Source organism: Phyllobacterium sp. LjRoot231, from assembly GCF_964253365.1.
Lineage (GTDB): Bacteria > Pseudomonadota > Alphaproteobacteria > Rhizobiales > Rhizobiaceae > Phyllobacterium.
The window spans coordinates 1,136,182-1,160,177 of sequence record NZ_CAXUQT020000001.1 but is presented as its reverse complement, the minus strand read 5'-3'; the positions used below and the strand labels follow the sequence as shown (position 1 = coordinate 1,160,177).

General features: G+C 56.0%; 30 protein-coding genes and 2 pseudogenes. 9 read left to right on the top strand and 23 right to left on the bottom strand.

Annotated elements, in window-relative coordinates; all coding sequences use genetic code 11:
• Window positions 1–318: 318 nt before the first annotated feature.
• Entirely contained in the window at window positions 319–714 is a 396-nt protein-coding gene (locus ACSQ3H_RS05605; protein ID WP_436116133.1) for a hypothetical protein, read from the top strand.
• Here ACSQ3H_RS05605 and ACSQ3H_RS05600 read toward each other — a convergent pair.
• The 3 genes and pseudogenes from ACSQ3H_RS05600 to ACSQ3H_RS05590 all read right to left on the bottom strand — a co-directional run.
• Window positions 674–1,561 (bottom strand): annotated as a pseudogene (locus tag ACSQ3H_RS05600) (IS3 family transposase); the annotation flags it as partial. The gene ACSQ3H_RS05605 and the pseudogene ACSQ3H_RS05600 sit on opposite strands and share 41 nt — an antisense overlap.
• Before the next feature lie 6 nt (window positions 1,562–1,567).
• A complete protein-coding gene (locus ACSQ3H_RS05595) occupies window positions 1,568–2,731 on the bottom strand; it encodes an IS30 family transposase (protein ID WP_436116132.1) in 1,164 nt (387 codons plus the stop codon).
• A gap of 64 nt (window positions 2,732–2,795) precedes the next feature.
• Window positions 2,796–3,053, bottom strand: a pseudogene (locus ACSQ3H_RS05590) (transposase); the annotation flags it as partial.
• 123 nt (window positions 3,054–3,176) lie between these two features.
• Between ACSQ3H_RS05590 and ACSQ3H_RS05585 the strand changes: the two are divergent.
• Together ACSQ3H_RS05585 and ACSQ3H_RS05580 are read left to right on the top strand one after the other, a co-directional pair.
• Window positions 3,177–3,854 (top strand): hypothetical protein, encoded by a 678-nt coding sequence (locus tag ACSQ3H_RS05585; RefSeq protein WP_436116131.1) that lies wholly within the window; start codon window positions 3,177–3,179, stop codon window positions 3,852–3,854.
• Window positions 3,847–4,338 (top strand): hypothetical protein, encoded by a 492-nt coding sequence (locus ACSQ3H_RS05580; protein WP_436116130.1) that lies wholly within the window; start codon window positions 3,847–3,849, stop codon window positions 4,336–4,338. The genes ACSQ3H_RS05585 and ACSQ3H_RS05580 overlap by 8 nt, the downstream gene beginning before the upstream one ends.
• 44 nt (window positions 4,339–4,382) lie before the next feature.
• On the opposite strand, the gene ACSQ3H_RS05575 is transcribed toward ACSQ3H_RS05580, so the two are convergent.
• From ACSQ3H_RS05575 to ACSQ3H_RS05555, 5 genes are all read right to left on the bottom strand, one after another.
• On the bottom strand, window positions 4,383–4,637 hold the full coding sequence (locus ACSQ3H_RS05575; RefSeq protein WP_436116129.1) for a DUF2312 domain-containing protein: 255 nt from the start codon (window positions 4,635–4,637) through the stop codon (window positions 4,383–4,385).
• Between the two features lie 154 nt (window positions 4,638–4,791).
• Window positions 4,792–4,938 carry a GapR family DNA-binding domain-containing protein gene (locus tag ACSQ3H_RS05570; RefSeq protein WP_436116128.1) on the bottom strand — a complete coding sequence of 49 codons (147 nt, stop codon included), beginning with the start codon at window positions 4,936–4,938 and terminating at the stop codon, window positions 4,792–4,794.
• Between the two features lie 141 nt (window positions 4,939–5,079).
• Window positions 5,080–5,523, bottom strand: a complete 444-nt coding sequence (locus ACSQ3H_RS05565) for a type II toxin-antitoxin system VapC family toxin (RefSeq protein WP_436116127.1) — start codon at window positions 5,521–5,523, stop codon at window positions 5,080–5,082.
• A gap of 378 nt (window positions 5,524–5,901) precedes the next feature.
• Window positions 5,902–6,147: a type II toxin-antitoxin system Phd/YefM family antitoxin gene (locus ACSQ3H_RS05560; protein WP_436116126.1), complete on the bottom strand. Its 246-nt coding sequence runs from the start codon at window positions 6,145–6,147 to the stop codon at window positions 5,902–5,904.
• 66 nt (window positions 6,148–6,213) lie between these two features.
• Entirely contained in the window at window positions 6,214–6,519 is a 306-nt protein-coding gene (locus ACSQ3H_RS05555; RefSeq protein WP_436116125.1) for a DUF1244 domain-containing protein, read from the bottom strand.
• A gap of 381 nt (window positions 6,520–6,900) precedes the next feature.
• Here ACSQ3H_RS05555 and ACSQ3H_RS05550 point away from each other — a divergent pair, with 381 nt between their 5' ends.
• Window positions 6,901–7,317, top strand: a complete 417-nt coding sequence (locus ACSQ3H_RS05550; RefSeq protein WP_436116124.1) for a DUF1036 domain-containing protein — start codon at window positions 6,901–6,903, stop codon at window positions 7,315–7,317.
• Window positions 7,314–8,750, top strand: coding sequence for a pyruvate kinase (pyk, locus tag ACSQ3H_RS05545; protein WP_436116123.1), 1,437 nt, complete (start codon window positions 7,314–7,316; stop codon window positions 8,748–8,750). Before ACSQ3H_RS05550 ends, pyk begins: the two co-directional genes overlap by 4 nt.
• A gap of 151 nt (window positions 8,751–8,901) precedes the next feature.
• On the opposite strand, the gene ACSQ3H_RS05540 is transcribed toward pyk, so the two are convergent.
• The 5 genes from ACSQ3H_RS05540 to ACSQ3H_RS05520 form a co-directional block, all read right to left on the bottom strand.
• Window positions 8,902–9,450 (bottom strand): hypothetical protein, encoded by a 549-nt coding sequence (locus ACSQ3H_RS05540; protein WP_436116122.1) that lies wholly within the window; start codon window positions 9,448–9,450, stop codon window positions 8,902–8,904.
• Window positions 9,451–9,569: 119 nt separating this feature from the next.
• Window positions 9,570–9,695 carry a type B 50S ribosomal protein L36 gene (gene ykgO, locus ACSQ3H_RS05535; protein ID WP_100000962.1) on the bottom strand — a complete coding sequence of 42 codons (126 nt, stop codon included), beginning with the start codon at window positions 9,693–9,695 and terminating at the stop codon, window positions 9,570–9,572.
• 304 nt (window positions 9,696–9,999) lie between these two features.
• The gene (locus ACSQ3H_RS05530; RefSeq protein WP_436119363.1) at window positions 10,000–11,073 is read right to left on the bottom strand and encodes a 5-(carboxyamino)imidazole ribonucleotide synthase; all 1,074 of its coding nucleotides are present in this window, start codon (window positions 11,071–11,073) and stop codon (window positions 10,000–10,002) included.
• A gap of 2 nt (window positions 11,074–11,075) precedes the next feature.
• Window positions 11,076–11,573 carry a 5-(carboxyamino)imidazole ribonucleotide mutase gene (gene purE, locus ACSQ3H_RS05525; protein WP_436116121.1) on the bottom strand — a complete coding sequence of 166 codons (498 nt, stop codon included), beginning with the start codon at window positions 11,571–11,573 and terminating at the stop codon, window positions 11,076–11,078.
• A gap of 90 nt (window positions 11,574–11,663) precedes the next feature.
• The gene (locus ACSQ3H_RS05520) at window positions 11,664–11,867 is read right to left on the bottom strand and encodes a YdcH family protein (RefSeq protein ID WP_099997693.1); all 204 of its coding nucleotides are present in this window, start codon (window positions 11,865–11,867) and stop codon (window positions 11,664–11,666) included.
• A gap of 225 nt (window positions 11,868–12,092) precedes the next feature.
• On the opposite strand from ACSQ3H_RS05520, the gene ACSQ3H_RS05515 reads away from it, so the two are divergent.
• Window positions 12,093–12,272: a YdcH family protein gene (locus ACSQ3H_RS05515; protein ID WP_436116120.1), complete on the top strand. Its 180-nt coding sequence runs from the start codon at window positions 12,093–12,095 to the stop codon at window positions 12,270–12,272.
• Between the two features lie 265 nt (window positions 12,273–12,537).
• Here ACSQ3H_RS05515 and ACSQ3H_RS05510 read toward each other — a convergent pair whose 3' ends face one another.
• The 3 genes from ACSQ3H_RS05510 to ACSQ3H_RS05500 form a co-directional block, all read right to left on the bottom strand.
• Window positions 12,538–12,801, bottom strand: a complete 264-nt coding sequence (locus ACSQ3H_RS05510; RefSeq protein WP_436116119.1) for an ArsR/SmtB family transcription factor — start codon at window positions 12,799–12,801, stop codon at window positions 12,538–12,540.
• A 65-nt stretch (window positions 12,802–12,866) separates the two neighbouring features.
• Window positions 12,867–14,108, bottom strand: coding sequence for an MFS transporter (locus ACSQ3H_RS05505; RefSeq protein ID WP_436116118.1), 1,242 nt, complete (start codon window positions 14,106–14,108; stop codon window positions 12,867–12,869).
• 113 nt (window positions 14,109–14,221) lie between these two features.
• The gene (locus ACSQ3H_RS05500) at window positions 14,222–14,407 is read right to left on the bottom strand and encodes a DUF1192 domain-containing protein (protein ID WP_436119362.1); all 186 of its coding nucleotides are present in this window, start codon (window positions 14,405–14,407) and stop codon (window positions 14,222–14,224) included.
• A 95-nt stretch (window positions 14,408–14,502) separates the two neighbouring features.
• Between ACSQ3H_RS05500 and ACSQ3H_RS05495 the strand changes: the two genes are divergently transcribed.
• Window positions 14,503–15,507 (top strand): NAD(P)H-quinone oxidoreductase, encoded by a 1,005-nt coding sequence (locus ACSQ3H_RS05495; protein WP_436116117.1) that lies wholly within the window; start codon window positions 14,503–14,505, stop codon window positions 15,505–15,507.
• A 54-nt stretch (window positions 15,508–15,561) separates the two neighbouring features.
• Here the strand turns inward: ACSQ3H_RS05495 and ACSQ3H_RS05490 are convergent, their stop codons facing one another.
• Window positions 15,562–17,061 (bottom strand): esterase-like activity of phytase family protein, encoded by a 1,500-nt coding sequence (locus ACSQ3H_RS05490; RefSeq protein ID WP_436116116.1) that lies wholly within the window; start codon window positions 17,059–17,061, stop codon window positions 15,562–15,564.
• Between the two features lie 230 nt (window positions 17,062–17,291).
• On the opposite strand from ACSQ3H_RS05490, the gene ACSQ3H_RS05485 reads away from it, so the two are divergent.
• The gene (locus ACSQ3H_RS05485; protein WP_436116115.1) at window positions 17,292–17,987 is read left to right on the top strand and encodes a DUF1013 domain-containing protein; all 696 of its coding nucleotides are present in this window, start codon (window positions 17,292–17,294) and stop codon (window positions 17,985–17,987) included.
• Between the two features lie 43 nt (window positions 17,988–18,030).
• Here ACSQ3H_RS05485 and ACSQ3H_RS05480 read toward each other — a convergent pair whose 3' ends face one another.
• The 4 genes from ACSQ3H_RS05480 to ACSQ3H_RS05465 form a co-directional block, all read right to left on the bottom strand.
• Window positions 18,031–18,741, bottom strand: coding sequence for a helix-turn-helix transcriptional regulator (locus ACSQ3H_RS05480; protein ID WP_436116114.1), 711 nt, complete (start codon window positions 18,739–18,741; stop codon window positions 18,031–18,033).
• 2 nt (window positions 18,742–18,743) lie between these two features.
• Window positions 18,744–19,328 (bottom strand): DJ-1/PfpI family protein, encoded by a 585-nt coding sequence (locus ACSQ3H_RS05475; protein ID WP_436116113.1) that lies wholly within the window; start codon window positions 19,326–19,328, stop codon window positions 18,744–18,746.
• 28 nt (window positions 19,329–19,356) lie between these two features.
• The gene (locus tag ACSQ3H_RS05470; protein ID WP_436116112.1) at window positions 19,357–19,656 is read right to left on the bottom strand and encodes a DUF1127 domain-containing protein; all 300 of its coding nucleotides are present in this window, start codon (window positions 19,654–19,656) and stop codon (window positions 19,357–19,359) included.
• An 83-nt stretch (window positions 19,657–19,739) separates the two neighbouring features.
• The gene (locus ACSQ3H_RS05465) at window positions 19,740–21,647 is read right to left on the bottom strand and encodes a propionyl-CoA synthetase (protein ID WP_436116111.1); all 1,908 of its coding nucleotides are present in this window, start codon (window positions 21,645–21,647) and stop codon (window positions 19,740–19,742) included.
• Between the two features lie 123 nt (window positions 21,648–21,770).
• Here ACSQ3H_RS05465 and ACSQ3H_RS05460 point away from each other — a divergent pair, with 123 nt between their 5' ends.
• Complete coding sequence (locus ACSQ3H_RS05460; protein WP_436116110.1) at window positions 21,771–21,932, top strand: hypothetical protein; 162 nt, start codon at window positions 21,771–21,773, stop codon at window positions 21,930–21,932.
• On the opposite strand, the gene ACSQ3H_RS05455 is transcribed toward ACSQ3H_RS05460, so the two are convergent.
• Window positions 21,929–22,678, bottom strand: coding sequence for an SGNH/GDSL hydrolase family protein (locus tag ACSQ3H_RS05455; RefSeq protein WP_436116109.1), 750 nt, complete (start codon window positions 22,676–22,678; stop codon window positions 21,929–21,931). The genes ACSQ3H_RS05460 and ACSQ3H_RS05455 overlap by 4 nt on opposite strands.
• Before the next feature lie 185 nt (window positions 22,679–22,863).
• Window positions 22,864–23,889 (bottom strand): class I fructose-bisphosphate aldolase, encoded by a 1,026-nt coding sequence (locus ACSQ3H_RS05450; RefSeq protein WP_436116108.1) that lies wholly within the window; start codon window positions 23,887–23,889, stop codon window positions 22,864–22,866.
• Window positions 23,890–23,996: the final 107 nt, after the last annotated feature.

Here is a 23,996-nt window from a genome sequence, read left to right as displayed (position 1 = left end):
CGATACCTCTACCCAACATAAAAATCGTCTCGGGTCCTGCGCACGGCAAACTTGTTCTCTCTCGGGAACAGCTTAACCCGAAATTCAACTCGGGCGACGAGAGACACAAATGCAATTCACGAAAACTGCCGATGACAGTGCTTCTTTATACGTCCGACACAGGTTTTAGCGGTGTGGATAAGATAAGGGTCGTTGCCAAAGGCGTGATTGATGACAATTATCAATTCCTCGATTTGCGCTTGAAAGTTACGAAATAAGGCGACGCTGACGACTGACACAAGGGAAATGGGTTGCGGATATGCATCAAGTGGAAACCGCATGAAAACAGAGTCCGAAGGTCGATCCAACGTGCTGGCGCTTGCTATCCTGCTGGCATTGATTCCATCTGATAGTCGGGCGCAAACCAGCTCGGTGGAAGTAGTCCCAATCACAAACATGTTGGAACAATGCGTGGCGATTAAGTCGCTTTCGCAAGCATATTGCCGGTGTGCCATCGCAGTCTCTGAATCTCTCACTGATAATCGCCAAATATTTCTCGCTTATGTCGCGGCGACGGCGAACAACACTGAGCAAGCGAAAACGCTCTTCAATGAAATCGTTGACAGCCCCACTCTCGACAAACGCAATTTCTCGTCCAGACAAGTGGCCTGCTGCCGGTTTTTCGGACACGAGGTTAAGCTAATCCCACCTTGGTTTCAAAATCGTTCGGGCTGAGATAGCCCAATGTCGAGTGGCGACGCCTTGGGTTGTAGAAGCGCTCGATGTAATCGAACACGTCCGCCCTTGCATCATTTCTTGTCCGATAAACCTTTCGTGCCGTTCTCTCCGTTTTCAGTGATGAGAAGAAGCTTTCCATCGCTGCGTTGTCCCAGACATTCCCCGATCTGCTCATGGAGCAGGTGATGCCGTGATCGCCCATCAGGCGCTGGAACTGTTCGCTGGTGTATTGGCTGCCCTGATCGGAATGATGCAACAGCGCATCCGGCTTTCCTCTGCGCCATATCGCCATGATGAGGGCATCGGTGACGAGCTGCGCCGTCATGTTCGCATTCATCGACCAGCCGACGACACGGCGTGAGAACAGGTCGATGACGGCGGCAACATAAAGCCAACCCTCGGCCGTCCAGATATAGGTGAAGTCGGCCACCCATTTCTGGTTCGGTCTGTCGGCTTCGAACTGGCGATCCAGGACATTGGGCATGATGATAGATCGGTCGCCAGCATCTTTCGGCAGACCGCGCCGACGCGGCCTCGCTCTGAGCGCATTCTGACGCATCAGCCGCTCTATGCGATGAAGACCGCACGACAACCCTTCAGCCAGCACATCATGCCAGACACGCCGGGCACCATAGGTTCTGTCGCTGGACTTGAAACTCTGCCCAATCTTGTCCAACAGAACCTCGTCGTAGAGGGCATGGTCGCTCGGCGAGCGGTTGAGCCAGGCATGAAAGCCGGAACGGGAAACCCCCAGCGCTTCGCAGAGCCATGCCACCGGCCAGATCGAACGGTGCTTTGCAATGAATGCGAACTTCATATCGCGTCCCTTGCAAAGTAGGCCGCGGTGGGTTCAACCGGTCAACGCAACATCTTCGGCGAGTTTATCAGCGGGCGATCGAAAGCCAAGTGTCTTGCGAGGTCGAGTATTCAGTCGCATCGCGACCGCGTCCAGATCAGCCTGGCTATAACCTAACAAGCTGGTCCCCTTCGGAAAATATTGTCGCAGCAATCTGTTTGTATTCTCGTTGGTGCCGCGCTGCCACGGACTTTGAGGGTCGCAGAAGTAGACCTTCACATTCGTTGCCAGGCTAAATCGCTTGTGCTGCGCCAATTCGCTACCACGATCCCAAGTCAGACTCATCATCAAGTTCTCGGGAAGCTTTAACGCCTCTCTGGTCAAAGCGCCGACGACGCTGTCGGTGTCCTTTCCAGCCACATGCACAAGAACAATGTACCGGGATTTCCGCTCGACGAGAGTCGCAATATGGCTGTTGGCACTTCCAGAAAGAAGGTCTCCCTCCCAGTGGCCAGGAACTGCACGATCTTCAACGTCAGCAGGTCGCTCCCGGATCGAAACGGCGTCAATAATCTGACCGCGTGGCTGACCTTGTGTCGTCGATTTCCTGCTACGTCGCATCATGCGGTTCGTTCGCAAGTGCGCGAGCAGTTCTTTCTTCAGGACACCGCGAGCCTGAATGAAAAGGCTTTTATAGATCGTCTCATGAGACACGAGCATCGTCTCGTCGCAGTGGGAGAATTTTACTTTTAGCCATCCAGCGATCTGTTCAGGGGACCACTGGCACGCCAGTTTCCCGGCCACGATAGCACACAATGCCTGGTTCCGGGTCAGCAGGCAGGGTTTGGGACGGCAAGCCCGTTGCCAGGCGCGTTCGTCAGCTCTTACCGCTCGATAGTGCCTTCGTCCGTCATTACGGTTGATCTCACGGCTTACCGTGGATGCTGACCGTCGTAACCCTGCAGCTATGCTGCGAACGGACATGCCCGCAGCCAGCCCCCTGGAAATCTCTTCGCGTTCATATAAACGAAGTGACCGCGAGGATCGTTTACGATCCGTCGGCTGAATTCCACCTGTCGCGGACAAGACGCCGTGAACAGAGCCTGCATGTTTGCCGAGCGCACGCCCGATATCACTGAGAGACTGGCCATCTTTCCAGCGTTGCCAAAGCTCTTTCTTCTGTTGTTGCGTTAAACCTGGTCGACCTGTTCTCGCCATCGTGAGCCTCCGGATGCTTCATGAAATCAATCATGTTGCGTTGACCGGTTGAACCCACCGCGGCCTTTTTTAGGATATCGCGCTCCGCCTTCAGCTTCGCGACCTCACGACGTAGCCGCTCGATCTCAAGCTGTTCCGGCTTCATCTGTCCATGCCCTGGAAAGGACTGGACCGGATCGGAGCCGTGCTCCCTGATCCATTTGCGCAGCATATTCTCGTGAACTTCAAGGTCGCGGGCAGCCTGCGCAACAGCCACGCCACGCTCCTTCACCAACTTCACCGCTTCAAGCTTGTATTCGCGGCTGAACTTCCGTCTTTGCATTCATACTCTCCGGTTTCATGCAGAACACCTTAACTCAGTGTCTATGAAACCGGCAGCAGGCCACCTGAAGAAAGCTCCGTGCGGAACCGATTGGACTCGTTCTGTAGAACAATCAATGTTCCATTGGATGAGGACGGATATCAATGGCTTGTAAATCCCCACGAATTGCGTCGCTTCTTTACCACTGCATGGGTGTGGTACTATGAATTGGGAGAGGGTCTTGACGCACTTCGGCAATACTTGCGACACGCCGACATCAACACGACGTTGTTGTATGGAATGAAAGTGAAGGCCGGAGACAATCTAAGCGTCGAGCAGCGCACCCTTACTTTGTCTATCTTAGAGAAAGCCGCTTTCGATGGTTTGGAGCGTAGCGGTGCTGCGGCCAAGCCATTTCTGAGACTATTATCGAAGATTCGCGTCAGCGTAGTGCCAAAAGAACAAATCTTCTCTCGCATCGAAAAGCTAGTCGATTTGCGAGAACTGCGGCTGTTCCCGTTGCCCTGGGGATATTGCGCGTGGTGGAGAAAAAGCGCCGCGAGTGCAAAATGCATTACATCAGAATCTCGAAGAGCATCTTCTCAACGGCCGGACGAACGCAAGCATGCAGTGGTCTGTGGAGATGGCTGTATCAATTTTTTGCTGACCGAAAACCCGCTCTTTTTTGCGTTCTGGCGACACGCTCGGGAGAGGCATCAACGAATACTTGATAATCCGCGAGCCCCCGAAATCCTGCGAGAAGCGGCAGCGCGCGGCAAGGATATCGCCGACCGCTTCTATAATGAGGCGAACAATGCATGATATTCCTGCCATCATATTTAGGCGAAGAGCTCAGGCGAAAAAAACTAACGCGCCAGTGGTGGCTATACGAAAATCAGCAGCTGCAAAAGCTAGGATCTTGGAAGGCCTCACGCGTCTTAAAAAAATTACTAATAGCCAAGATGTTCAAGAAGCGATCTCGGAAGGAGTGGCCTTAAATGCTGCCGCATTCCTGAAATGGAAACGCGTTGGAAGCGCAACACTGTATAGAACGAACATAGATCTTTCTAAACGGCTCAAAACTGAGTTTATCAGGATAGGGAGAATTCCTTCTGGTGAGAGACTGACAACGAAGAAGCCGAAACCTAAGAAGCGGGATGAAATCAAGATCCTCAGGAAGAAATTGAACGAACTTGAAAAGCTCTTGGAAGCTCGGGATGCTGATGTGCTTGACCTCCTCTCACTTCTAGAAGTCAAACAAAACGACCTTGATCAACTAAGGAGCTCCGCGGGAATTTTAGAATAAACAACACGTTTCACCCCCCGCGGACTCTAAACGTTAATCGGCATTTACTCCATACCGAGCGCGTTCATGTAAAGCTCAAGGATCGCCTCTTCTTCCTTGCGTTCATTAGCGTCCTTCTTCCGCAAACGGACAATTGTACGAATGATTTTCGTATCGTAACCGCGCCCCTTTGCCTCTGCCATGACCTCCTTTATATCGTCTTGCAAAGTAGTCTTCTCTTCCTCGAGCCGTTCTATCCGTTCAATAAACTGTCTCAGTTCGGCGGCCGCGACACCTTCGGTCGCTGATATTTCGTCCATCTCAGGTTCTCCATACTGGTTAAATTTGTAGTCCAATCTATTCACACTTGCTTAACTCTTGGTAGTTTTAGCAGCCTCAAACCAGGCATGCCTATCGGAACACTTCCGATAGAAACTTTCGACCTAAGCCTCTGATTAGAATAATTTTTTTGCGTTATCGAAAGGGGATAAAAGTGTGAAAGTCGTTGTGAAGCGTGGTCTTCTCTTCTTCAAGGCGCTCGATACGTTCGATGAACTGCCTCAGTTCCGCAGCCGCAACACCTTCGACACCACCCTGCGCCGCCAAATCATCCATGCTCATCTCTCGCTCCGTGAAAATTCATTCTGCGACTCAAGACCGGTCGCGCGAAGGGTTCCGATGCCCGACCAGTGCATGATGAGTCAAGACAATAGAGTCAGGATGGTGGTTGTTCGGGGTTTTCACCGTAGTCAGCGACGGCGGTTAAACGGGCAACTTGTCGAAGGGATTCTGATATCTTATGCCCAATGGTTTGAAATCTTTTTCGTTGATCGTAAGCAGAATCAGGTCATTCTTCTGTGCCGTCGCAGCGATGGCGATATCCTCAAAACCCGGATTGATCCCCGCAGCCCTGGCGATCGTCATGAGCTGTCCGGTTACCCTCGCCGTCTCAAGATCAAGCGGTAAAAAACGGTTCGAGTAGTAATGACGAATTTCGCTCCACCATTCGCCAAGGTCGCGCGACTTGCGGGTCGCTCCAGCGCGGGCAGCGTTGGATATCCCGTCTTCGATTTCAGCGGCGGTGATAACTGAAAGCCACAGATCCGCGGACCGGTTTACAATCCAATCCGCTACGGCCTCGTGGGCTTTGGTTTTGCGTTTCGTCGGCGCAATCAGACTGACAATATTAGTGTCCAAAAGATACACGGTTAGGGTCAGGACCTATTAATATGATCGAAATGGCGCCTGAAACGGCAATGAGATGCAGCGCATGTTCCGATCCGGCTCTTCGCCGGGTCGAAAGATACATGCGCCGCTTTTTTCTTTGGAGCATGGTCTTGCCCGAAAAGTCGAACAACTTTTCGGGACCATGCTCTGAGAGACGGTAAGGGCGGGGTCTTTCCCCCGGCCGAGCGGTTCGACATTGCAGCTTGCAGCCGTTTCGGCGTCCGGAGGATATGGTCCATCTGTCCGGCAACATCGTCGCAAAGGACTTGAAAATGGATAAACATTTCCATCGCCTTTGCTCCTTGTATCCGAACAGATGGCCTCATACCATTTCCATCATATTAACAGGTCCTGACCCTAGAATACCGGCTTGCGCAGAGCCTTTGAAGGTTGCCGCTTCCGAAGATCGCCTTCCTCCAACGGCGAGTTGGTCAGAAGCCAACCGAGAGAAGGAACCCGGCTCAAACGCTCATATTCGCTATAGCTTATAATCACTGCTTCTTTTCTGCCATGACGTGTGATGACAGCGGCTTCCCCTGCTACTGCCTCATCAACAACATGCGAAAATTTGGCTTTCGCTTCCTTGAGCTGGATTTCCTTCATGACGGCGATCTCCTGTGACCTCTGTAGTCATATAAGATGTATCGCTTTTTAACAACGAGCAATCAATCAATGCGCAGGCTTGTTCGTCTCAAAAGCCGCCTTCTGGGCATCGCTTGCCTCGCGCTGGTGCTTTGCCTGCCACTCCGCATAGGGCTCGCCATAGATGATTTCACGCGATTCATCCTTGGAAAGCTCTATGCCGGATCCTTCGGCAGCCTCGCGATACCAGTTCGACAGGCAGTTGCGGCAAAAACCAGCCAGATTCATCAGGTCGATGTTCTGCACATCGCTGCGCTCACGCAAATGCTCCACAAGCCGGCGAAAAGCAGCAGCTTCAAGCGCAATGCGCTGATCATCGGTGAGATTACTCATGATAATTCCTCAATCATCTGGTTCAGATCGATAGTTTCTGGCTTCATACATATTGGGATCGCGTGCCATCGCTTCAAGAAAAGCCACCCTATGATGATCGCGTTGGGGACAGCGAGACAATGACACGCAAGGAAGCTCTTTCAAACTGAACAAGGGTTGTTTTTTGTCTTTCACAGCATTGCTCTCACCACAGGCATCATTCTTTTGTCTTAGTGTTGCAGGAACTCTACGCGGTTGCGTTGACAATGCTCGCGAAACTACCGAAAAGGGTGACCACGACGTACGGAGGCAATATTGCGCAGGTGCTCTATATTCCACGCTGAAAACAGTCAGCGGACGCGATTGGGCAGCTTTCTAGCGGCTTTTTTATTCATTTTCATTATGGGCAGTTTTTTTGCACCTGAGAAGGCCCATGCCGATTTTCGCGTCTGCAACACAACGCAGAATCTGGTCGGCGTCGCGCTTGGTTACCGCGCCAAATCCGGCTGGGTCACCGAAGGCTGGTGGCATGTCAATGCATCCTCCTGCACGACACTAGTGGTCGGCCCGCTGACATCGCGCTATTATTATCTCTATGCCGAAGACGCTCAAAGCGGTGGACGTTGGGATGGTAAGGTGAACATGTGTGTAGCCGAAAACCAATTCAAGATTACCGGTATCAATGATTGTTTCGCGCGCGGTTTCCAGCGCTCCGGATTCCAGGAATACGATACCGGCGAGCAGACGAGCTGGATGGTCCAGCTTACTGAAGAAAATCCTCCTTCCTCTCCAATTGTAACGGATACCCCTTCTCCATGAGACGCCGTCGTAAGGTCAAAATTCTAGCCACACTGGGTCCCGCTTCCTCCGACGAAGCCATGATCCGCAAGTTGTTCGAAGCGGGCGCGGACGTGTTCCGCATCAATATGAGCCACGCCAGTCACGATCTGATGCGCGAACTGGTACGCCGCCTGCGCAATGTCGAAAAGGAAGTGGGCCGTCCGATCGGCATCCTCGCCGACCTGCAGGGACCGAAGCTGCGCGTCGGAAAGTTCAAGGATGGCAAGGCGGACCTCGTCGCCGGCCAGACCTTCACGCTCGACGACACTAACACGCTGGGCGACAATACCCGCGTATTCCTGCCACATCCGGAAATTCTCGAAGCCGTCGAGCCAGGCCATCGCCTTCTGATCGATGATGGGAAGCTCGCGCTGGTGGCGGAAGCCTCCGACGGCAAGCACATTCGCTGCCGTGTCGTTTCCGGCTCCAAGATTTCCGACAAGAAGGGCGTCAGCCTGCCTGATACGACGCTCGGGGTCAGCGCCCTGACCGAAAAGGACCGGCGCGACCTCGATGCCGTCCTGCAGGAAGAAGTCGACTGGGTTGCCCTGTCCTTTATCCAGCGGCCGGAGGATCTTGCCGAGGTGCGCAAGATCTCGCGCGGCCGCGTTGCCCTTCTGTCGAAGATCGAGAAGCCCCAGGCGGTCACCCGCCTCGACGAGATCATCGAGCTCTCCGACGCGCTCATGGTCGCCCGCGGCGATCTCGGTGTGGAAATGCCGCTCGAGACTGTTCCCGGCATCCAGAAGCAGATTATCCGCGCCTGCCGCAGAGCCGGCAAGCCTGTCGTCGTCGCCACGCAGATGCTTGAGTCGATGATCACCGCGGCGGTCCCGACGCGCGCCGAGGTTTCCGACGTTGCGACGGCCGTATTTGAAGGCGCCGATGCGGTCATGCTCTCGGCCGAATCCGCCGCCGGCGCCTATCCGGTCGAAGCCGTATCGACCATGGCGCGCATTGCCGAAGAGGTCGAGCGCGATCCGAACTATCCGGGCATCATCCACGCCCAGCGTCCCGAGCCGAACGCGACCGGAGCCGATGCGATTTCGCTGGCCGCCCGCCAGATCGCCGAAACGCTCAACCTCTCGGCTATCGTTACCTACACGGCATCCGGCACAACCGGACTGCGCGCGGCACGCGAGAGGCCCTTGTTGCCGATCATCGCGCTTTCGCCTGTGGTCGAAACGGCGCGCAAGCTCTCTCTCGTCTGGGGATTGCACTGCGTTGTAACTGAAGACGCCACCGACCTTGACGACATGGTCGATCGCGCCTGTCACATCGCCTATCAGGAAGAGTTCGGCAATCCGGGTGATCGCATCATCATCTCGGCCGGCGTACCACTGCGTACGCCTGGTTCGACCAATATGCTGCGCATCGCCTATATCGGATCGGACGGGCTGACGGGCATCTAGGCGTTTCTAAAGAGGGTCATTGCGTTCCGACGGACAAATGCAACGGAATGACCCGATTCCTGCACAAGAACTATCGATTCCTATGCAAGAATCATCGATTCTGGCGCAAGTTTTTCTACCTATGCGGGAAAATTGGTTGTGGCGACGTGCGTTACGTGCGCTGGCCGGTCAGTTCGTCGGCCAGTTCACCCGCCTGCTTCTGCGCCTCGCGCATCATTGGATAGACCGTCAGCACACGCTCGAAAGCCTGTAATGCGGCCTCCTTGCGACCGGTATCCTTCAGGATCGCTGCCATGCCGGCCATAGCCCCGAAATGCCGTGGTTCAAGCGCCAATGTCTTCTGGATATCGGCCATCGAACGCCCGTAGTCATTCACAAGAAAGTTCAAGGTCGCGCGTCTGTTCCAGCCTTCGGCATAGTCCGGCTTCATCACGACGACCTGGTCCAGAAAATCCAGCGCGACGGAATACTTCTTGTCGTCCATCGCCTTGGCGGCCCAGCCCATCATCAGGTCGATAGTGGGACTACCGGAATTCTGCCATTGCGCCTGTATCTGCGAGGCGATGCGTGCCGCCTTGATTTCGTTGCTTTCGCGCTTGAGCGAGGCAAACAGATCATCCAGTCTGGCCGCGCGCTTCTCAGCCAATGTCTGGTTGGGCAAGGCGGCCTGCTGCTCCATAGGCGGCTGTTCCTGCGCCATGGCAACTACCAGCAAGGCAAGTAAAGAAGCAATTGAAAATACAACAACGTTCCGCATGACACGAATGGTAATCCGTATCAGCGAAACGTCAAATGCAAAAAACCGTGAGACGGGTAAGATCAGCCCTGACGCGCTTTGAAACGCGGAGCAGTCTTGTTGATGATGTACATGCGGCCCTTGCGACGGACCAGCTGATTGTCACGATGACGGCCCTTCAAGGCTTTGAGCGAGTTCTTGATCTTCATTTCAGCACCGGTATCTTTCGCCCGAAACCGGGCACCAATAAAAAGCGCGCCTGAAAAGCGCGCCGGAAACACGTTGCGGGGAAATAGCCAAGGAATACCCGTATTGTCAACACCCGGCTCGCGATTCATCGCGTGATTCAGAGCGAAATCACGCATTTTTCGCACTAAAGACCTTTGAGAATTCAGCCTGATCAGTCAACTGGTGGGATTTTCGAGAACCGGAGCGCAGTGGACTTTAGGTCCATGAGCACCGGACGCGGAGAAATTCGCATCAGGTGGCCATCAGGGTGGATTGGCAAGGTCTTTAAAGTCTCTTTGTTATCCGCGTGACGTGCCCCATCTTGCGGCCGGGACGTGCTTCAGCCTTACCGTAGAGATGCACGACAGCTCCGGTCTCCTTCAGGATTTCCGGAACTTTTGCGATATCGTCTCCGATCAGGTTTTCCATGACGCAGTCGGAATGACGCCTGGTATCGCCGAGCGGCAGACCTGTAATCGCCCTGATATGCTGCTCGAATTGCGATACGGCACAGGCCGCCTCGGTCCAGTGACCGGAATTGTGCACGCGCGGCGCAAATTCATTCGCAAGCACCGTCCCATTGGCAAGCACGAAGAATTCCATGCCGACAACGCCAACATATTTTAAGCCTTCGAGCAGCTTGCGCGCCGAATCGGCGGCAAGGCCAGCAATGGTCGAGGAAACCGAGACCGGTACGGTCGACGTCGCAAGAATGCCGCTCTTGTGGACATTTTCGGCGATGTCATAGACCTTGATATTGCCGGCTTCATCGCGTGCAGCGATAACGGAAATCTCGCGGGTGAAATCGACCAGCGCCTCAAGGATGGAGGGAACACTGCCAATGGCGGCAAAGCCCGCTCTCGCGTCTTCGCCTTTTTTACCCGAAAATTTGACCTGGCCCTTGCCGTCATAGCCGAAACGGCGCGTCTTCAGTATCCCCTTGCCGCCAAACGCCAGCAATGCCGCTTCAAGATCGCCCTCATTCTCGACACTGAGCCATTGCGTCGTCTGGATCCCTGCATTGTTGAGAAAGCGCTTTTCGCTGACGCGGTCCTGTGAGACTTTCAAGGCTCCCGATGGCGGAAACACCGGTTTGATTTCATTGAGTATTTCGGCCGAATCGACAGGAACATTCTCGAATTCATAGGTGATGACGGCGCACAGCTCGGCAAGCTGCTCAAGCCCGTTCGGATCGTCATAGGCCGCAACGATGTGCTCGTTTGCGACCTGCGCCGCCGGACAACTTCCGTGCGGCTCAAGAATGACGGTCCTGTAGCCGAGCCGAGCCGCCGCCATGGCAAGCATACGGCCAAGCTGACCACCACCGATAATACCAATCGTCGATCCTGGAGAAATCATCTTCATGCCTCGTCAGAAGGTCTCATTGCGACTTTGTCGCTTTGCGCCTGCCGGAAACCATCGAGCCGCTTTGCCAACGCGGCATCATGCAAGGCAAGAACCGCAGCTGCCAGCAGAGCGGCATTGACTGCACCGGCACGCCCGATCGCCAACGTGCCAACAGGGATACCGGCTGGCATCTGCACGATCGATAACAGCGAGTCCTGCCCGGAAAGCGCTTTCGATTCCACCGGCACGCCGAAGACTGGCAAAGGCGTCATCGATGCGGCCATGCCCGGCAAGTGAGCAGCCCCACCCGCACCTGCGATAATCACCTTGAAACCCGCTTCGCGGGCGCCTTTGGCGAAACTTACAAGCCTGTCAGGTGTCCTGTGTGCGGAAACGATACGGTCATCGTGAGAAATGCCGAGACTGTCCAGCGTTTCGGCGGCGTGACGCATGGTCGCCCAATCTGACTGGCTTCCCATGATGATTGCGACATCGGCGCGTTTGTCAGCCATTGAGCATCCTGTAAATCTGTCGGGAGCAATTAACGGAAAAGACGAGGCGCCGCAAGTTAACTACGGAGCCGCAAAATTCCAGGTTGAAGGTCAGGCGATTATGTCAGGAGTGATCTTGTCTTCAAGCTCAATAAGCTTGTCTTTGATGATCAGCTTTTTCTTCTTCATTCGCTGAATACGAAGCTGGTCACATCCAACCTGGATCATTGCTTGTATGGCGGCATCGAAATCCAGATGCTCTTGTTTCAATCTTGCGACTGCCAATCGAATGTCAGCCTGATCCTGGTCGGACATGCAGTGATTCCCGGTATTTGCTGTAGAAGAATCCAGTTTCTGGTTGTGGACAACCCTGCCCTTGCCAGCACGTCGCCATATCATATTTCAAAGAACAAGAAAATCCTACGAAACAAATTCGACAATTGCTTAAAGTGGTGGCAGAGTGTCACGGCTCTGTCATAAACTTGCCGCTTGGCAAGCAGAGCATGCATACGTGACGAAACCAACCAAGGGAGAAGCCGGATGGCCATTGAGTCTCATCTTGAAACGCTTGAACGTAAGCATGGAGCGCTCGAAAAGGAAATTTCCGACGCGCTGTTAAGTCCCGCCTCCGACGACCTGAAGATCAGTAATATGAAACGGCGCAAGCTTATGCTCAAAGAGCAGATTGAGAAGATCAAATCAGTCGTCACTCACCATTAAATCACCAGAAGGACGATACCCACAGAATTCCACTCGATAGCTTGAAAAAGCGTCGCGCTGGCAGTTAGAAAAAAACCCGGCTCTCGCAAAGACGATGGGCCGGGTTTTTTATTTTCGACGCATCAAGACCTTTTGAGAAGCCAGCCTGATGAGTCAGCTGGTGTGATTTTCGATAACCGGAGCGCAGTGGACATTTGGGTCCATGAGCACCGGAAGCACAGAGAATCGCATCAGACGCCCATCAGGGTGGAATTATCGAAAGGTCTTACTCGCTCCAGAACTGGTCCAGCCACAGGTTCAGATGAAAGAACCCGCTGTCATCGACGGCATAGATACGTCGGGTGCCCTCGGATTTGACTGACACCAGCCGTGCATCGAGAAGCGCCTTAAGGTGTTGCGATACGGCGGGGCGGGAAATCGGCAGGCCTGTCGCCAACTCGTTCACAGTTTTTGGTCCGCGTCTCAGCTCCTCGAGCAGATAGCGGCGGTTCGGATCAGAAATTGCTGCGAATGCATCCGTTTCGACCATGTACGATAGTCATTTTAAACCAGCGGCAATGTCAACGAATTTCGTATCGGACCCGAATCGAAGAACTATTCAGGTAACGTCTCCGCACGCGGGTCGAGCCTGACGCCTTCCGGCGTGACCCGTTCGGAATGAACGGTCTGAAAATTGTCACGCAGCTCGATGGGTATGGGCGCCCGCATGCGCGAGCGGATGATCGCGTGAGCCATGATGGAAATATGTGCCAGCGCCGTTATCGCAAACAGGCCTTCAGGCGCAATGCTTTCCATCGCCCAGGCTCCGAGTATCGGTCCAATCATGGTGCCAAAGCCGTAGAGCAGCAGAAGGCCACTCGTGACCTTGACGAAGCTTTCCGAGTCCGAAAAATCATTCGCATGGGCGACAGCCACCGGATAGAGCGTATAGGCGAGGCCGCCGTAGATCGCGGTCATGATCAGAATGACAGTGGCATGCCGTGGTGCGATGAGGAATATCAACAGGCCGATGATTGCTGCCGCGCCGCCGACGAAAGCCAGCACATAACGCCGGTCGGTGCGGTCCGACATGCGGCCGACCGGGATCTGCATCAGCGCGCCGCCCATAACGGAAGCGCTCATCATCAGGGCGATTTCCGTGGTCGATATGCCTGTCGCCGCGCCATAGACAGCGCCGAGCGTTCCGAACGCACCATTGGCAATGCCAATCAGAATACAGCCGAGGAACGCCACCGGCGAATTGCGATAAAGTGCCTTCAGATCGAGCTGCACTTCGGTCAATGGCTTCGGACTGCTGGCGGTGGAAATCGCGGTCGGGATCAGTGCCAGGCAGAAGAGAATGCCCGACATCATGAAGAATGTGCCGGTATGCACGTCGCCGAAGCCGATCATCATCTGCCCGACAGTGATCGAACCGAAATTCACCACCATGTAGAGGCCGAAAATCTGCCCGCGATTGGCATTGGTAGCGCGCTCGTTCAGCCAGCTTTCGATCACCATGTAGGAGCCCGCCATGGCAAAGCCGGTCAGCGCACGCAGCACGATCCAGGCGGTCGATTCCACGAGGATACCGGTCATCAGCGCGACGATCGCCGCGATCGAGGCGAAGGCGCTGAACGCGCGCACATGCCCGACGCGGCGCACGAGCCGCGGCGCAAGCAGGCAGGATGTGATGAAGCCTCCCGCCCAGGCTGTTCCCAATAGACCAAGAGAAGTTGTCGAAAAGCCTTCTGCCCCGCCGCGCAATGGCAAAAGCAAACCGTGCAAACCGGATGCCATGACAAGAAAGGAGGTGCCGCAAAGCAATGCGAAGACCTGAATGAACGAACGGAACACGGCAAACCCTTCAAGCGAATCGGGAATAGATCAGCCCGGAACAGGGACTGGCGATAGCTTCGTCTCAATCAGCAATGCGGAGACTTGATGGCACCCGCATAGCTTTATTGTCTTCAGCGGAACAGCGCTTCGGCAGCGACCTTGCTGTCACCCTTGCGAGACCGCTCTTCCTCAAGGCGCGTAATCTCGGAACGCAACAGGGCAATCCGCTCGTCAAGCTCCGCGACGGATAACAGCGACAGATCCTGCCCGATATCATGGACGATCTTGCGCCTTGGTTCCTCATCGAAAAGTGACATCATTTCCTCCACTTGTCGCTCTAGTATGCGAGAATACAGTCCAACTGCTTGGAATTGCAAACCATTCCGGCGAATCAATTCAAGGGAAGATCACCATGGCCGAAAAGATTCCGACGACGATGACCGCGATCGAGATCACTGAGCCAGGCGGCCCGCTGGTCCTCAAGCCGGGCAAGCGCGGCGTTCCGGAACCGAAACCCGGCGAGCTTCTGGTCCAGGTCCGCGCCGCCGGCGTCAACCGGCCGGATGTATTGCAGCGGCAAGGTCATTATCCACCGCCAGCCGGCGCGTCCGATATTCCAGGGCTGGAAATCGCCGGAGATGTCATCGCTGTTGGCGAAGGCGTAACCCGTTTTCGCATCGGCGAGCGCGTGACAGCGCTGGTTGCCGGCGGGGGATATGCGCAATATTGCGTGGTGCACGAGACCAACGCACTACCGATCCCCGCGGGCTACGGTTTCATCGAAGCGGCGGCAATTCCCGAAACCTATTTTACCGTCTGGCACAATGTGTTCGAACGCGGCGGCTTGCAGAGCGGCGAGACCTTTCTCGTACATGGCGGCTCGTCCGGAATAGGCACCACAGCGATCCAGCTCGCCAAGGCCTTCGGCGCCACTGTGATCACCACGGCAGGGTCGGACGAGAAATGCCAAGCCTGCCTCAAACTCGGCGCTGACCACGCGATCAATTACCGCAATGAGGATTTCGTCGAGGCGGTGAAAGAGGCGACTGGCGGCAAGGGCGTGAACCTCATTCTCGATATGGTGGGCGGAGATTATACAGGACGCAATTATGAGGCGGCGGCGCTTGATGGCCGCATCGTCCAGATTGCATTCCTGAATGGCGCCAAGGCGACTGCGGACATATCCAAACTGATGGTCAAGCGCCTGACCCATACGGGATCGACCCTTCGCAACCGGCTGGTCGAGTTCAAGGCGGGAATCGCACGCGAGCTCGAGCTCAAGGTCTGGCCATTGCTGGTCGAGCGCCGCGTCGCCCCGGTCATCGATATGGTCTATCCGCTGCACGAAGCCTGGCGGGCACACGAACGCATCGAAGACGGCCACCATATCGGCAAGATCGTGCTCGATGTGAGCTGATTAGAACTATGAGCGGACGCGCCGGGCGCGTCCGCTCATATCAATCCTGTGTTGTTACTTGCCGGCAAGGCCGGGAAGCGTCACCTGAAACACCTGGAACATGGTATCGACATCGGCACCACCATCTCCCTTGTAGCTTGCTCCGACCTGAAAGCCGTCCTGCGTCAGGAAGTCATTGTCATTGGCAACGAACAGGAAATAGTCGTTCGGCAATTTTGGGTCGAGCACACTGGCAATCGACATCGCTTCCCACTTTTCCGAGAGGTTGTTGCGATCGTTCGGGGCGCCATTATGAAGACCGAAACGGGCGAGTTCCGCGCCGTCATTAATGTCAATGAGGGACGAAAGCGTCGCTGGCTTCACAGACGCATCGAGAACGCCTTTGGGCGCAACCGGTTTGTCGCCATCAAATGCGCTGCCTGCTATATCTGTCGCCGCTGAAACATCAACCGCACTGATGCTGCGGTAAAGCGATGTCGCGTCCTTCAGTCCAAAGCCATTCCCGCTGTCACGGGCCAGCATCAGGAACGTCTTATCCGACAGAGCGACGATTTCGCTCTGCGCGGCGACTTTCTTCTTGCCCTTGGCATCGGTGAACATCGGTAGCGGCACGACATATTCATGAACCAGCTTCAGCTGTGCCGGATCGGCGGCATCGTAGACCAGTGCCCTTGTATTCTGGCGGGTCGAACCTGAATCGCCACCATCCTGGCGGGTTGCCGACTGCAGCACGGCGATCAGGAATTTGCCGTCTGGCGTCATGGCCATTCCTTCGAGGCCCTGATTATTCTGCCGGCCGGTATCCGGATCTTCCGGCTCAGGTGCTTCAGCGCCGGGTCCAGGATTGTTCGAGGCAAAACTGGGGCTTCCCTTGCGCATAGGTATCAAGGCTGCCGGGGGCTGTGTTGCGGAAAGAAGATGGCCATCGGCGGAGAACCTGTAGATGTTCGGCCCATATTCGTCGCTGATGAACATCGAGCCGTCAGGAAGGCGGACGATCGCTTCATCGTCGAGCGATATCTTGCCGTTTGTGGCCTGCGGCAGCATCGGGGTGTTGCCGGTTGCAGCGCGGACGCCGGATTCGGGATCAAGTCCCGTCATGTCGCCACCCTTGTCATCGACCAGAAGCATCGAATCGGTGAGCTTGGCGTCTACACCAGACTGCTGCTTGTCGGCCGGCGGCGTGGCTCCGGGAGCTACCGGCGTAAATTGGATGGCGAGCGTATTGAGGCGCGGGCGATAATCGGTAGTCCCCACGACATTGTAACCACGGTCCGGCAATAGCCATAAGGTGCCTTTGTAGACATCCCCGTCGCGCGTCCAGCTCGATGGATCGATAGATATGCCCGAGCCCGAGCCAAATGTCTCGCCGAACTTGTCACGCTGATTGGCGGGAATTCGTCCGACGCCGACCAAACCCTTGTTGACGAAGGTGGTGCCGCCGGCAGTTACAGCGTTATCGGCCAATGCGGCGACAGGCAACGTAGCGGCCGATGCCGCCAGCGCTGCCAAGGCAGCAGTCCAGAGACCGAGATAGAGCGATTTGCGTGACATGTTTGGTAAACCTCCTGTTTTTTGTTGGAGGATGGTTCTCCCAGCCGCATTGCAGTAGAATGACGATTTCGTGACAGTTTGATGAAACGCCTGGTTGTACCGGGTTGCGTTCGAAAAACCGATTCTTGCTCATCGAATAAAATAACGCTATATAGGCCCCGAATTCCCGGAAATTGTGGTTGAACCCACGTCCCGCGCCCCCGGAGCGGACGAACGAGAGGACTATATCTATGGCCACCCAGCTTCTAATGCCAAAGGCAACGGCCGTCTGGCTTGTCGACAACACCGCCCTGTCTTTCGATCAGATCGCTGCATTCTGCAAGCTGCATCCGCTCGAAGTGAAGGCGATCGCCGATGGTGAATCCGCACAGGGCATCAAGGGTCTCGACCCGTTGATCACCGGCCAGTTGTCACGCGAAGAAATTGCCAAAGGCGAAGCTGATATCAACTACAAGCTGAAAATCCTGGAACCGAAGGTTCGCGTTCCGGAAACCAAGCGCAAGGGCCCGCGCTATACCCCGCTGTCGAAGCGCCAGGATCGTCCGAATGCCATCCTCTGGCTCGTGCGCAACCATCCGGAATTGAAGGATGCGCAGATTTCGCGCCTGATCGGCACGACGAAATCCACCATTGAACAGATCCGCAATCGTACGCACTGGAATTCCAACAATCTCCAGCCGATGGATCCGGTCACGCTCGGCCTGTCCTCGCAGATCGATCTCGATATCGAGGTGGAACGTTCATCTCGCGGCCGGCCGGTACAGCAGCCGGGCGAAGGCGGCGATACGCTGCTTCCAGCTTCTGCAACCGAAAACCTCGACATTCAGCCAACGGTCCGCGAAGAGGACCAGGAGCTCGACGCCGACAAGGTTTTTGCCAAGCTGTCGTCCCTCAAGGGCCGCCAGGAGGACGAAGACGAAGAATAATCTTCAAAACGACCATGAAAAAGCCCGGCACTGCCGGGCTTTTTTATGACGCCCGCGCCTTTGTATCAGGCGTTTCACTCAGTTCCACCCGGCGGTAGAAATCCGCAAGGGTCTTGCCGCGCTCCTGCCGGAAAATCCGGTCGATCTTCTCGACCTTGGCAATCCGGTCAATGCGGAACGTGCGAAAATCATTGCGCAGCTCGCACCAGCTGATCAACGTCCACACTTTGCCCCAGAACCACAAACCGAGCGGGCGGATGTCACGGGCACTCTCGTTGCCGTCGAGGTCTGTATACGTGATCGACAGAATACGGCACTGTTCCGCAGCGTTTTCTGCAAGATCGATCAGTGCCCGGTCGTTGTCACTGATGTTATAACTCGTCGAATGAATATGCGTGTTTGTAATGCGCGGGCGGTCTTCCTTGGGCAGAACGGCGCCGATCTTGATGATGGCCTCTTCCGCTGCGCGGGCCATGGATGCGCCGCCCCAGGCGGTGATAAGCCGCGCGCCCGCCACGAGCGCCACGACCTCATCGCGCGTGAACATCAGCGGCGGCAGGTCAAAGCCTTCGCGCAGGATGTAGCCGACACCCGCCTCGCCATCGATCGGCACGCCTGTCGACTGCAGATCGGCGATATCACGATAGATCGTGCGCTCGGAGACTTCGAGCTTTTCGGCAAGCTGGCGCGCGGTTACAAGACGTCCACCTCGCAGCTTTTGCACAATCTGGAAAAGGCGATCCGCTCTGCGCATTGTCAGTCCTTATACTCACGGGCGATGAATTCCCGCATCTCCGCAACCTGCCCGGCCTTTTCAGGGAAAAGCGCTTCGAGGAAATTGGTCGTAAATGTGCCGGGCGCAGACCCCGGAGCGCTGACAATGTGCGCATCCCGCACCGCGTGCGGAACGTCCTGGTAGAGCGACGATCCCGGGTAGTCGTTGATCTTCGATTCGATCCATCCGGCGCCATTGCTCGTATGTCGGCGACCTTCAAAAAGTCCTGCGCGGGCTAATGCCAGCGTTCCGCCGCAGATGCCACCGACGATGCCGCCGCGTGCCAGAGTGGCATTCAATAAAGGTGCAATGTCAGGAGCATCTTCGCTCGGCCAGGTCTCCGCGCCAATGACTGCAACCGCATCGAGGTCGGCATTTTCTTCCGGCGTGACACCACGATCAGGTACCAGCTTGAAACCGCCAATGGACTTGACCGGACCGGTCGACGGCGACAGCGCTACAGTACGTGCGCCAAACCAGTCGACCGCCGATCCCGAAAGCAGGCCGAATTCCCAATCGGCGAATTTGTCGATGAAAACGAACCCGATCGTCTTTTTCTGCTCCATGCCTTTCGCTCCCATTTTGCCAATTATCTCAGCATTCTAGCCCGAAATAACCCGATTTGCTGACTTTTCTCGGCTGGCGAGCCTTGGGCCATCCAAGTTGCCATGGAGCGAGGTCGGAGCTGGCACTTTCCGTGCCAGCATCCGTTTCTTTCATGGAGCCTCGGCGTGCGAGGCGTTCGGCATAGGCATCCGGCCAGCCGATATCCTTCAGGACATGCTCGGGAAGCGTATTGATATGACGCTCCGCGCGCATTTCTTCACGGTACGCTGTGAAATCCGAAAGCAGACGCCTTACTGTACGAACAATGCCAAAATCAACGTAAGTCATATCCCTGTCTCCTTTTGACTACGGAGACACTATTGCATACCCCTCCTGACAACCTTCTGTCAGGAGCATGTCATGAGTGCGGATTAATTTTTGACACCGATTCCGCGTGCATTGAGCACAATCTTGATCTCGTCGAGGATCGCGGGATCATCGATCGTGGCCGGCATATTCCACGGCTCCTGATCGGCAATCTTCTGCATCGTCCCGCGCAGGATCTTGCCGGAGCGGGTCTTCGGCAGGCGTTTCGCCGTCAGTGCCGTCTTGAACGCCGCTATGGGACCGATCCTCTCGCGGATCAGCGCGACGCAGTCCTGTTCGATCTCGGTCTCGTCCCGCGTTACGCCGGATTTGAGCACGATGAAGCCGCAAGGCACCTGCCCTTTCAGATGGTCGGCAATGCCAATCACGGCACATTCCGCCACATCGGGATGGCTCGACAGCACCTCTTCCATCGCACCGGTCGACAGGCGATGCCCGGCGACGTTGATGATGTCGTCGGTGCGGCTCATGATGTAGACATAACCGTCATCGTCGATGATCCCCGCATCGGCAGTCTTGTAGTAGCCGGGAAATTCAGTGGTGTAAGCCTCACGGAAGCGCTGGTCGGCATTCCACAGCGTCGGCAGGCAAGCGGGTGGCAACGGCAGCTTGACGACGATATTGCCGAGCTCTCCGCGCTTCACCGGATGCCCTGCATCGTCGAGCACCTGCACGTCGTAGCCCGGCATCGGCACAGTCGGCGAACCATATTTGACCGGCAGCATGCCGAGGCCCGCCGGATTGGCCGCCATTGGCCAGCCGCTTTCGGTCTGCCACCAATGATCGATAACCGGAACGCCGAGCTTTTCCTCCGCCCATTTGATCGTGTCGGTATCGGCACGCTCGCCGGCAAGGAACAGGTATTTCAGCGACGACAGATCATATTTGCCGATGAATTCGCCTTTCGGGTCTTCCTTCTTGATGGCCCGGAATGCCGTCGGCGCCGTGAACAGCACCTTGACCTTGTGCTCGGCGATGACCCGCCAGAAAGTGCCGGCATCCGGCGTTCCGACCGGCTTACCCTCATAGAGAATGCTCGTCGCGCCAATGAACAGCGGTGCATAGGCAATATAGGAATGGCCCACGGCCCAGCCGATGTCCGAAGCTGCCCAGAACACGTCGCCGGGCTTTGTGTCGTAGATCGCGCCCATCGACCAGGCAAGCGCCACCAGATGCCCGCCATTGTCGCGTACGACGCCCTTGGGCTGGCCGGTTGTACCGGAAGTATAGAGTATGTACAGCGGGTCCGTCGCCTTCACCGCAGCGCACTCAACCTTGCGTCCTGCCGCAGCGGCAACCGCCTTCGCATAATCGAAATCACGTCCCTCGACCAGCTCGTGCGGTTGTTGTGGACGAACCAGGACCAGACAGGCGCTGACCTTGTGCGCGGCTTGTTCGATCGCCTTGTCAAGCATCGGCTTATAGGCGACGACACGCCCCGGTTCGAGACCGCAGGAGGTTGCAATGATCATCACCGGCCTGGCGTCATTGATGCGGGTTGCGAGTTCATGAGCGGCGAAACCGCCGAAAACCACGGAATGCACCGCGCCAATGCGGGCGCAGGCCAGCATCGCGACAACCGCTTCCGGCACCATGGCCATATAAATGATGACGCGATCGCCCTTTTTGACGCCCCTGTCCGTCAGGACAGCAGCCAGCGCATTGATATCGTGCAGGAGTTCCGCATAGGTGATCTTGCGCTGCGTGCCGGTCACTGCGCTATCGTGGATGAGTGCGACCTGATCGGCCCGCCCGTGCTCTACATGGCGATCCACGGCGTTGTAGCAGGTATTGCACTCCGCACCCGTATACCACCGGCCATAGGGCCCCTCATCGGGATCGAAGACCTTTTCCCACGGCTGGATCCAGTCGATCGCCACGGCGGCATGAGCCCAGAAGGCCAGCGGGTCGGATTGCCAATCCTGATAGACCTCTTTGTATCGTGATGTCATGCGTATCCTCCCGGCCCAGAGCATCCCTAATGTGCTAAGCAGAGTCAAAGGCGGAATTGACAATCCCACATGGATCGAGCACTGCTCGAGCGTCCGATCATCCCGCGCAGGCAAACAAACAAAATGACCAAGATCCTGCCGTTCGTGCTGATTTTGATGATGGCGTTACACATCATCAAGCCGCTTGGATGGCCGGGCCTCAAGAAGCGCGGCGATTTCTGGAAGATCGCCGCAGGCGCACTCCTGGCGATGTTCATCGTCGGCGTCATGCGGCATGCGGGCTAGGGTAGCACCCGACCGTTTTCCGCATCCGGCAGGTTGAGTACATAGGGCACGAGATGCTTCGCCCAGGCATCATAGCCGAGCGCCGAGGCATGGAAGCCGTCGCTGGAAAAGCCTTCTGGCCCCTCTATCGGCAGACGCGTCGCAGGTATCGCCATGCGTTCGCGACAAAGCCGTTCTCCCAGCTTGTTGATGGCGCCGGCACGTCCTTCCAGAATGCGGCCGAGCAAAGACGACATGGCCGGCACATCGCGAAAGTCGATGACCTTCGACCAGACGATATGCGCTTCGGGCCACTTGGCCTTGAGCGCATAAAGCAAACCGCCAAATTCGCGCTTGAAGCGTGGCAGTGAGTGAAAGTTCTTGGTGTCGTTCGTGCCAATGGCGAGGACGATATGGGTCCACATACCGCGCTCGAGATTGGGCACGACGTGATCGCGCAGTTGCCCAGACGTCGCAGAATTGAAACCCGCCGCCCGCCAGATGATCTTGCGCCCGGTTCGCCCCTGCAGATGCACGGCGAGCCGCACGCACAAACCCTGCCACGCATCTGTGGTCCCGACCCCGACAGCCGAAGAATCCCCGAGCACCAGCAACCGGATCGCCGGGTCCTTGCCTGCTATCTCACCCGTAGGCAGGCCACTTGGCGGCAGCATACGCTCTGTTTTCCGCCGCACGCTGATGCCCTGCCATGCGTAGACGGGATAGAGCAGCCAGCTGACCAACGGATGGAACGGCGAAGGTTTCATTAGCAGGCAAATACCTCCCTTGCTGCTATGCATCCGGTTGGACGCACGACCGACACAATAACACTTTGAATTTGCGGACATAATCCCTTCCAAAAATCGATCCCGATTTTTGGTTTATGCGCGCAAAAAACCCGGACTGAATTCCAGCCCGGGCTCCATGAGATACGCTTTTGGATAAAAAACGCTTAAGCTGCCTTTTCGAGGTCCTTTTTCCAACCGCCGGTTGCGGCGAGACCATTCATCTTGGCACGATGCGTGAAGGCGCGCTGGCCCGCTGCAACATTCTCCGGCTTGCCATTCCAGGCGTTCAGGGCAGCAGCCTGAAGCGCACGGCCATAGGAGAATGAGAGCTTCCATGGTGTCGTAAAATTGGCATTCATCGCCGAAAGATGCGCCGTCGCTTCCTCATCGTTCTGGCCGCCGGACAGGAATGTGATACCCGGAACCGCTGCCGGTACGGTTGATTTCAACAGCCGTACAGTCTGCTCCGCCACCTGCTCGACCGAAGCCTTGCGGGCATTCTTGCCATCAATGACCATATTTGGCTTGAGGATCATGCCTTCCAGCACGACGCGGGCATCATAGAGCTCATCGAAAACCGTCTTCAGAACCCATTCCGTGACTTCATAGCAGCGCTCGATCGAATGCGTAGCAGGCTTGCCGTCCATGAGCACTTCCGGCTCGACGATCGGCACGATACCGGCCTCCTGGCAAAGCGCGGCGTAGCGTGCCAGCGCCTGCGCGTTCTGCTTGACTGCACCCCAGGTCGGGATGCCGTCTGCAATGCCGATCACGCCGCGCCATTTGGCGAAGCGCGCGCCAAGCTTGTAATATTCGGTAAGTCGTTCGCGCAGACCATCCAGACCTTCGGTGATCGTCTCATCTGGAAAACCTGCAAGCGGTTTCGCACCAGCATCGACCTTGATGCCCGGAATGCAACCGGCGGTTTTCAATATCTGAACAAACGGCGTTCCATCCTTGGCGTTCTGACGGATTGTCTCGTCGTAAAGAATGACACCGGAAATGTAATCCCTCATCGCCTCGTCGGAGCGAAACAACATTTCGCGATAGTCCCGACGGCTGTCTGCGGTCGATTCCAGTCCGATCGTGTCGAACCGCTTCTTGATCGTTGCAGTGCTTTCGTCCGCAGCAAGCAGACCCTTGCCGTTGGCAACCATTGCAATCGCGATGTCTTCCAGGCGTTCACTCATAGAATATCTCACTCCGTTTTCCAGCTTCGGGCCATACCAGAAGCCTATGACAAACAAAATGGCGATCCAAGGTATTGAAACGATTGAAATTTTTTCAACCGATTTAG

Coding starts and splice junctions, on each gene's coding strand:
- ACSQ3H_RS05520 (WP_099997693.1), bottom strand. CDS start 11,867: ATGTCCGACCAGGATCAGGCTGACATTCGATTGGCAGTCGCAAGATTG.
- ACSQ3H_RS05540 (WP_436116122.1), bottom strand. CDS start 9,450: ATGGCGCAGGAACAGCCGCCTATGGAGCAGCAGGCCGCCTTGCCCAAC.
- ACSQ3H_RS05515 (WP_436116120.1), top strand. CDS start 12,093: ATGGCCATTGAGTCTCATCTTGAAACGCTTGAACGTAAGCATGGAGCG.
- ACSQ3H_RS05595 (WP_436116132.1), bottom strand. CDS start 2,731: ATGGCGAGAACAGGTCGACCAGGTTTAACGCAACAACAGAAGAAAGAG.
- ACSQ3H_RS05575 (WP_436116129.1), bottom strand. CDS start 4,637: ATGGACGAAATATCAGCGACCGAAGGTGTCGCGGCCGCCGAACTGAGA.
- ACSQ3H_RS05500 (WP_436119362.1), bottom strand. CDS start 14,407: ATGTCACTTTTCGATGAGGAACCAAGGCGCAAGATCGTCCATGATATC.
- ACSQ3H_RS05550 (WP_436116124.1), top strand. CDS start 6,901: ATGGGCAGTTTTTTTGCACCTGAGAAGGCCCATGCCGATTTTCGCGTC.
- ACSQ3H_RS05530 (WP_436119363.1), bottom strand. CDS start 11,073: ATGATTTCTCCAGGATCGACGATTGGTATTATCGGTGGTGGTCAGCTT.
- ykgO (WP_100000962.1), bottom strand. CDS start 9,695: ATGAAGATCAAGAACTCGCTCAAAGCCTTGAAGGGCCGTCATCGTGAC.
- ACSQ3H_RS05560 (WP_436116126.1), bottom strand. CDS start 6,147: ATGAAGGAAATCCAGCTCAAGGAAGCGAAAGCCAAATTTTCGCATGTT.
- ACSQ3H_RS05490 (WP_436116116.1), bottom strand. CDS start 17,061: ATGTCACGCAAATCGCTCTATCTCGGTCTCTGGACTGCTGCCTTGGCA.
- ACSQ3H_RS05455 (WP_436116109.1), bottom strand. CDS start 22,678: ATGAAACCTTCGCCGTTCCATCCGTTGGTCAGCTGGCTGCTCTATCCC.
- ACSQ3H_RS05580 (WP_436116130.1), top strand. CDS start 3,847: ATGCATGATATTCCTGCCATCATATTTAGGCGAAGAGCTCAGGCGAAA.
- purE (WP_436116121.1), bottom strand. CDS start 11,573: ATGGCTGACAAACGCGCCGATGTCGCAATCATCATGGGAAGCCAGTCA.
- ACSQ3H_RS05465 (WP_436116111.1), bottom strand. CDS start 21,647: ATGACATCACGATACAAAGAGGTCTATCAGGATTGGCAATCCGACCCG.
- ACSQ3H_RS05485 (WP_436116115.1), top strand. CDS start 17,292: ATGGCCACCCAGCTTCTAATGCCAAAGGCAACGGCCGTCTGGCTTGTC.
- ACSQ3H_RS05555 (WP_436116125.1), bottom strand. CDS start 6,519: ATGAGTAATCTCACCGATGATCAGCGCATTGCGCTTGAAGCTGCTGCT.
- ACSQ3H_RS05510 (WP_436116119.1), bottom strand. CDS start 12,801: ATGGTCGAAACGGATGCATTCGCAGCAATTTCTGATCCGAACCGCCGC.
- ACSQ3H_RS05470 (WP_436116112.1), bottom strand. CDS start 19,656: ATGACTTACGTTGATTTTGGCATTGTTCGTACAGTAAGGCGTCTGCTT.
- ACSQ3H_RS05495 (WP_436116117.1), top strand. CDS start 14,503: ATGGCCGAAAAGATTCCGACGACGATGACCGCGATCGAGATCACTGAG.
- ACSQ3H_RS05460 (WP_436116110.1), top strand. CDS start 21,771: ATGACCAAGATCCTGCCGTTCGTGCTGATTTTGATGATGGCGTTACAC.
- ACSQ3H_RS05605 (WP_436116133.1), top strand. CDS start 319: ATGAAAACAGAGTCCGAAGGTCGATCCAACGTGCTGGCGCTTGCTATC.
- pyk (WP_436116123.1), top strand. CDS start 7,314: ATGAGACGCCGTCGTAAGGTCAAAATTCTAGCCACACTGGGTCCCGCT.
- ACSQ3H_RS05450 (WP_436116108.1), bottom strand. CDS start 23,889: ATGAGTGAACGCCTGGAAGACATCGCGATTGCAATGGTTGCCAACGGC.
- ACSQ3H_RS05570 (WP_436116128.1), bottom strand. CDS start 4,938: ATGAGCATGGATGATTTGGCGGCGCAGGGTGGTGTCGAAGGTGTTGCG.
- ACSQ3H_RS05480 (WP_436116114.1), bottom strand. CDS start 18,741: ATGCGCAGAGCGGATCGCCTTTTCCAGATTGTGCAAAAGCTGCGAGGT.
- ACSQ3H_RS05475 (WP_436116113.1), bottom strand. CDS start 19,328: ATGGAGCAGAAAAAGACGATCGGGTTCGTTTTCATCGACAAATTCGCC.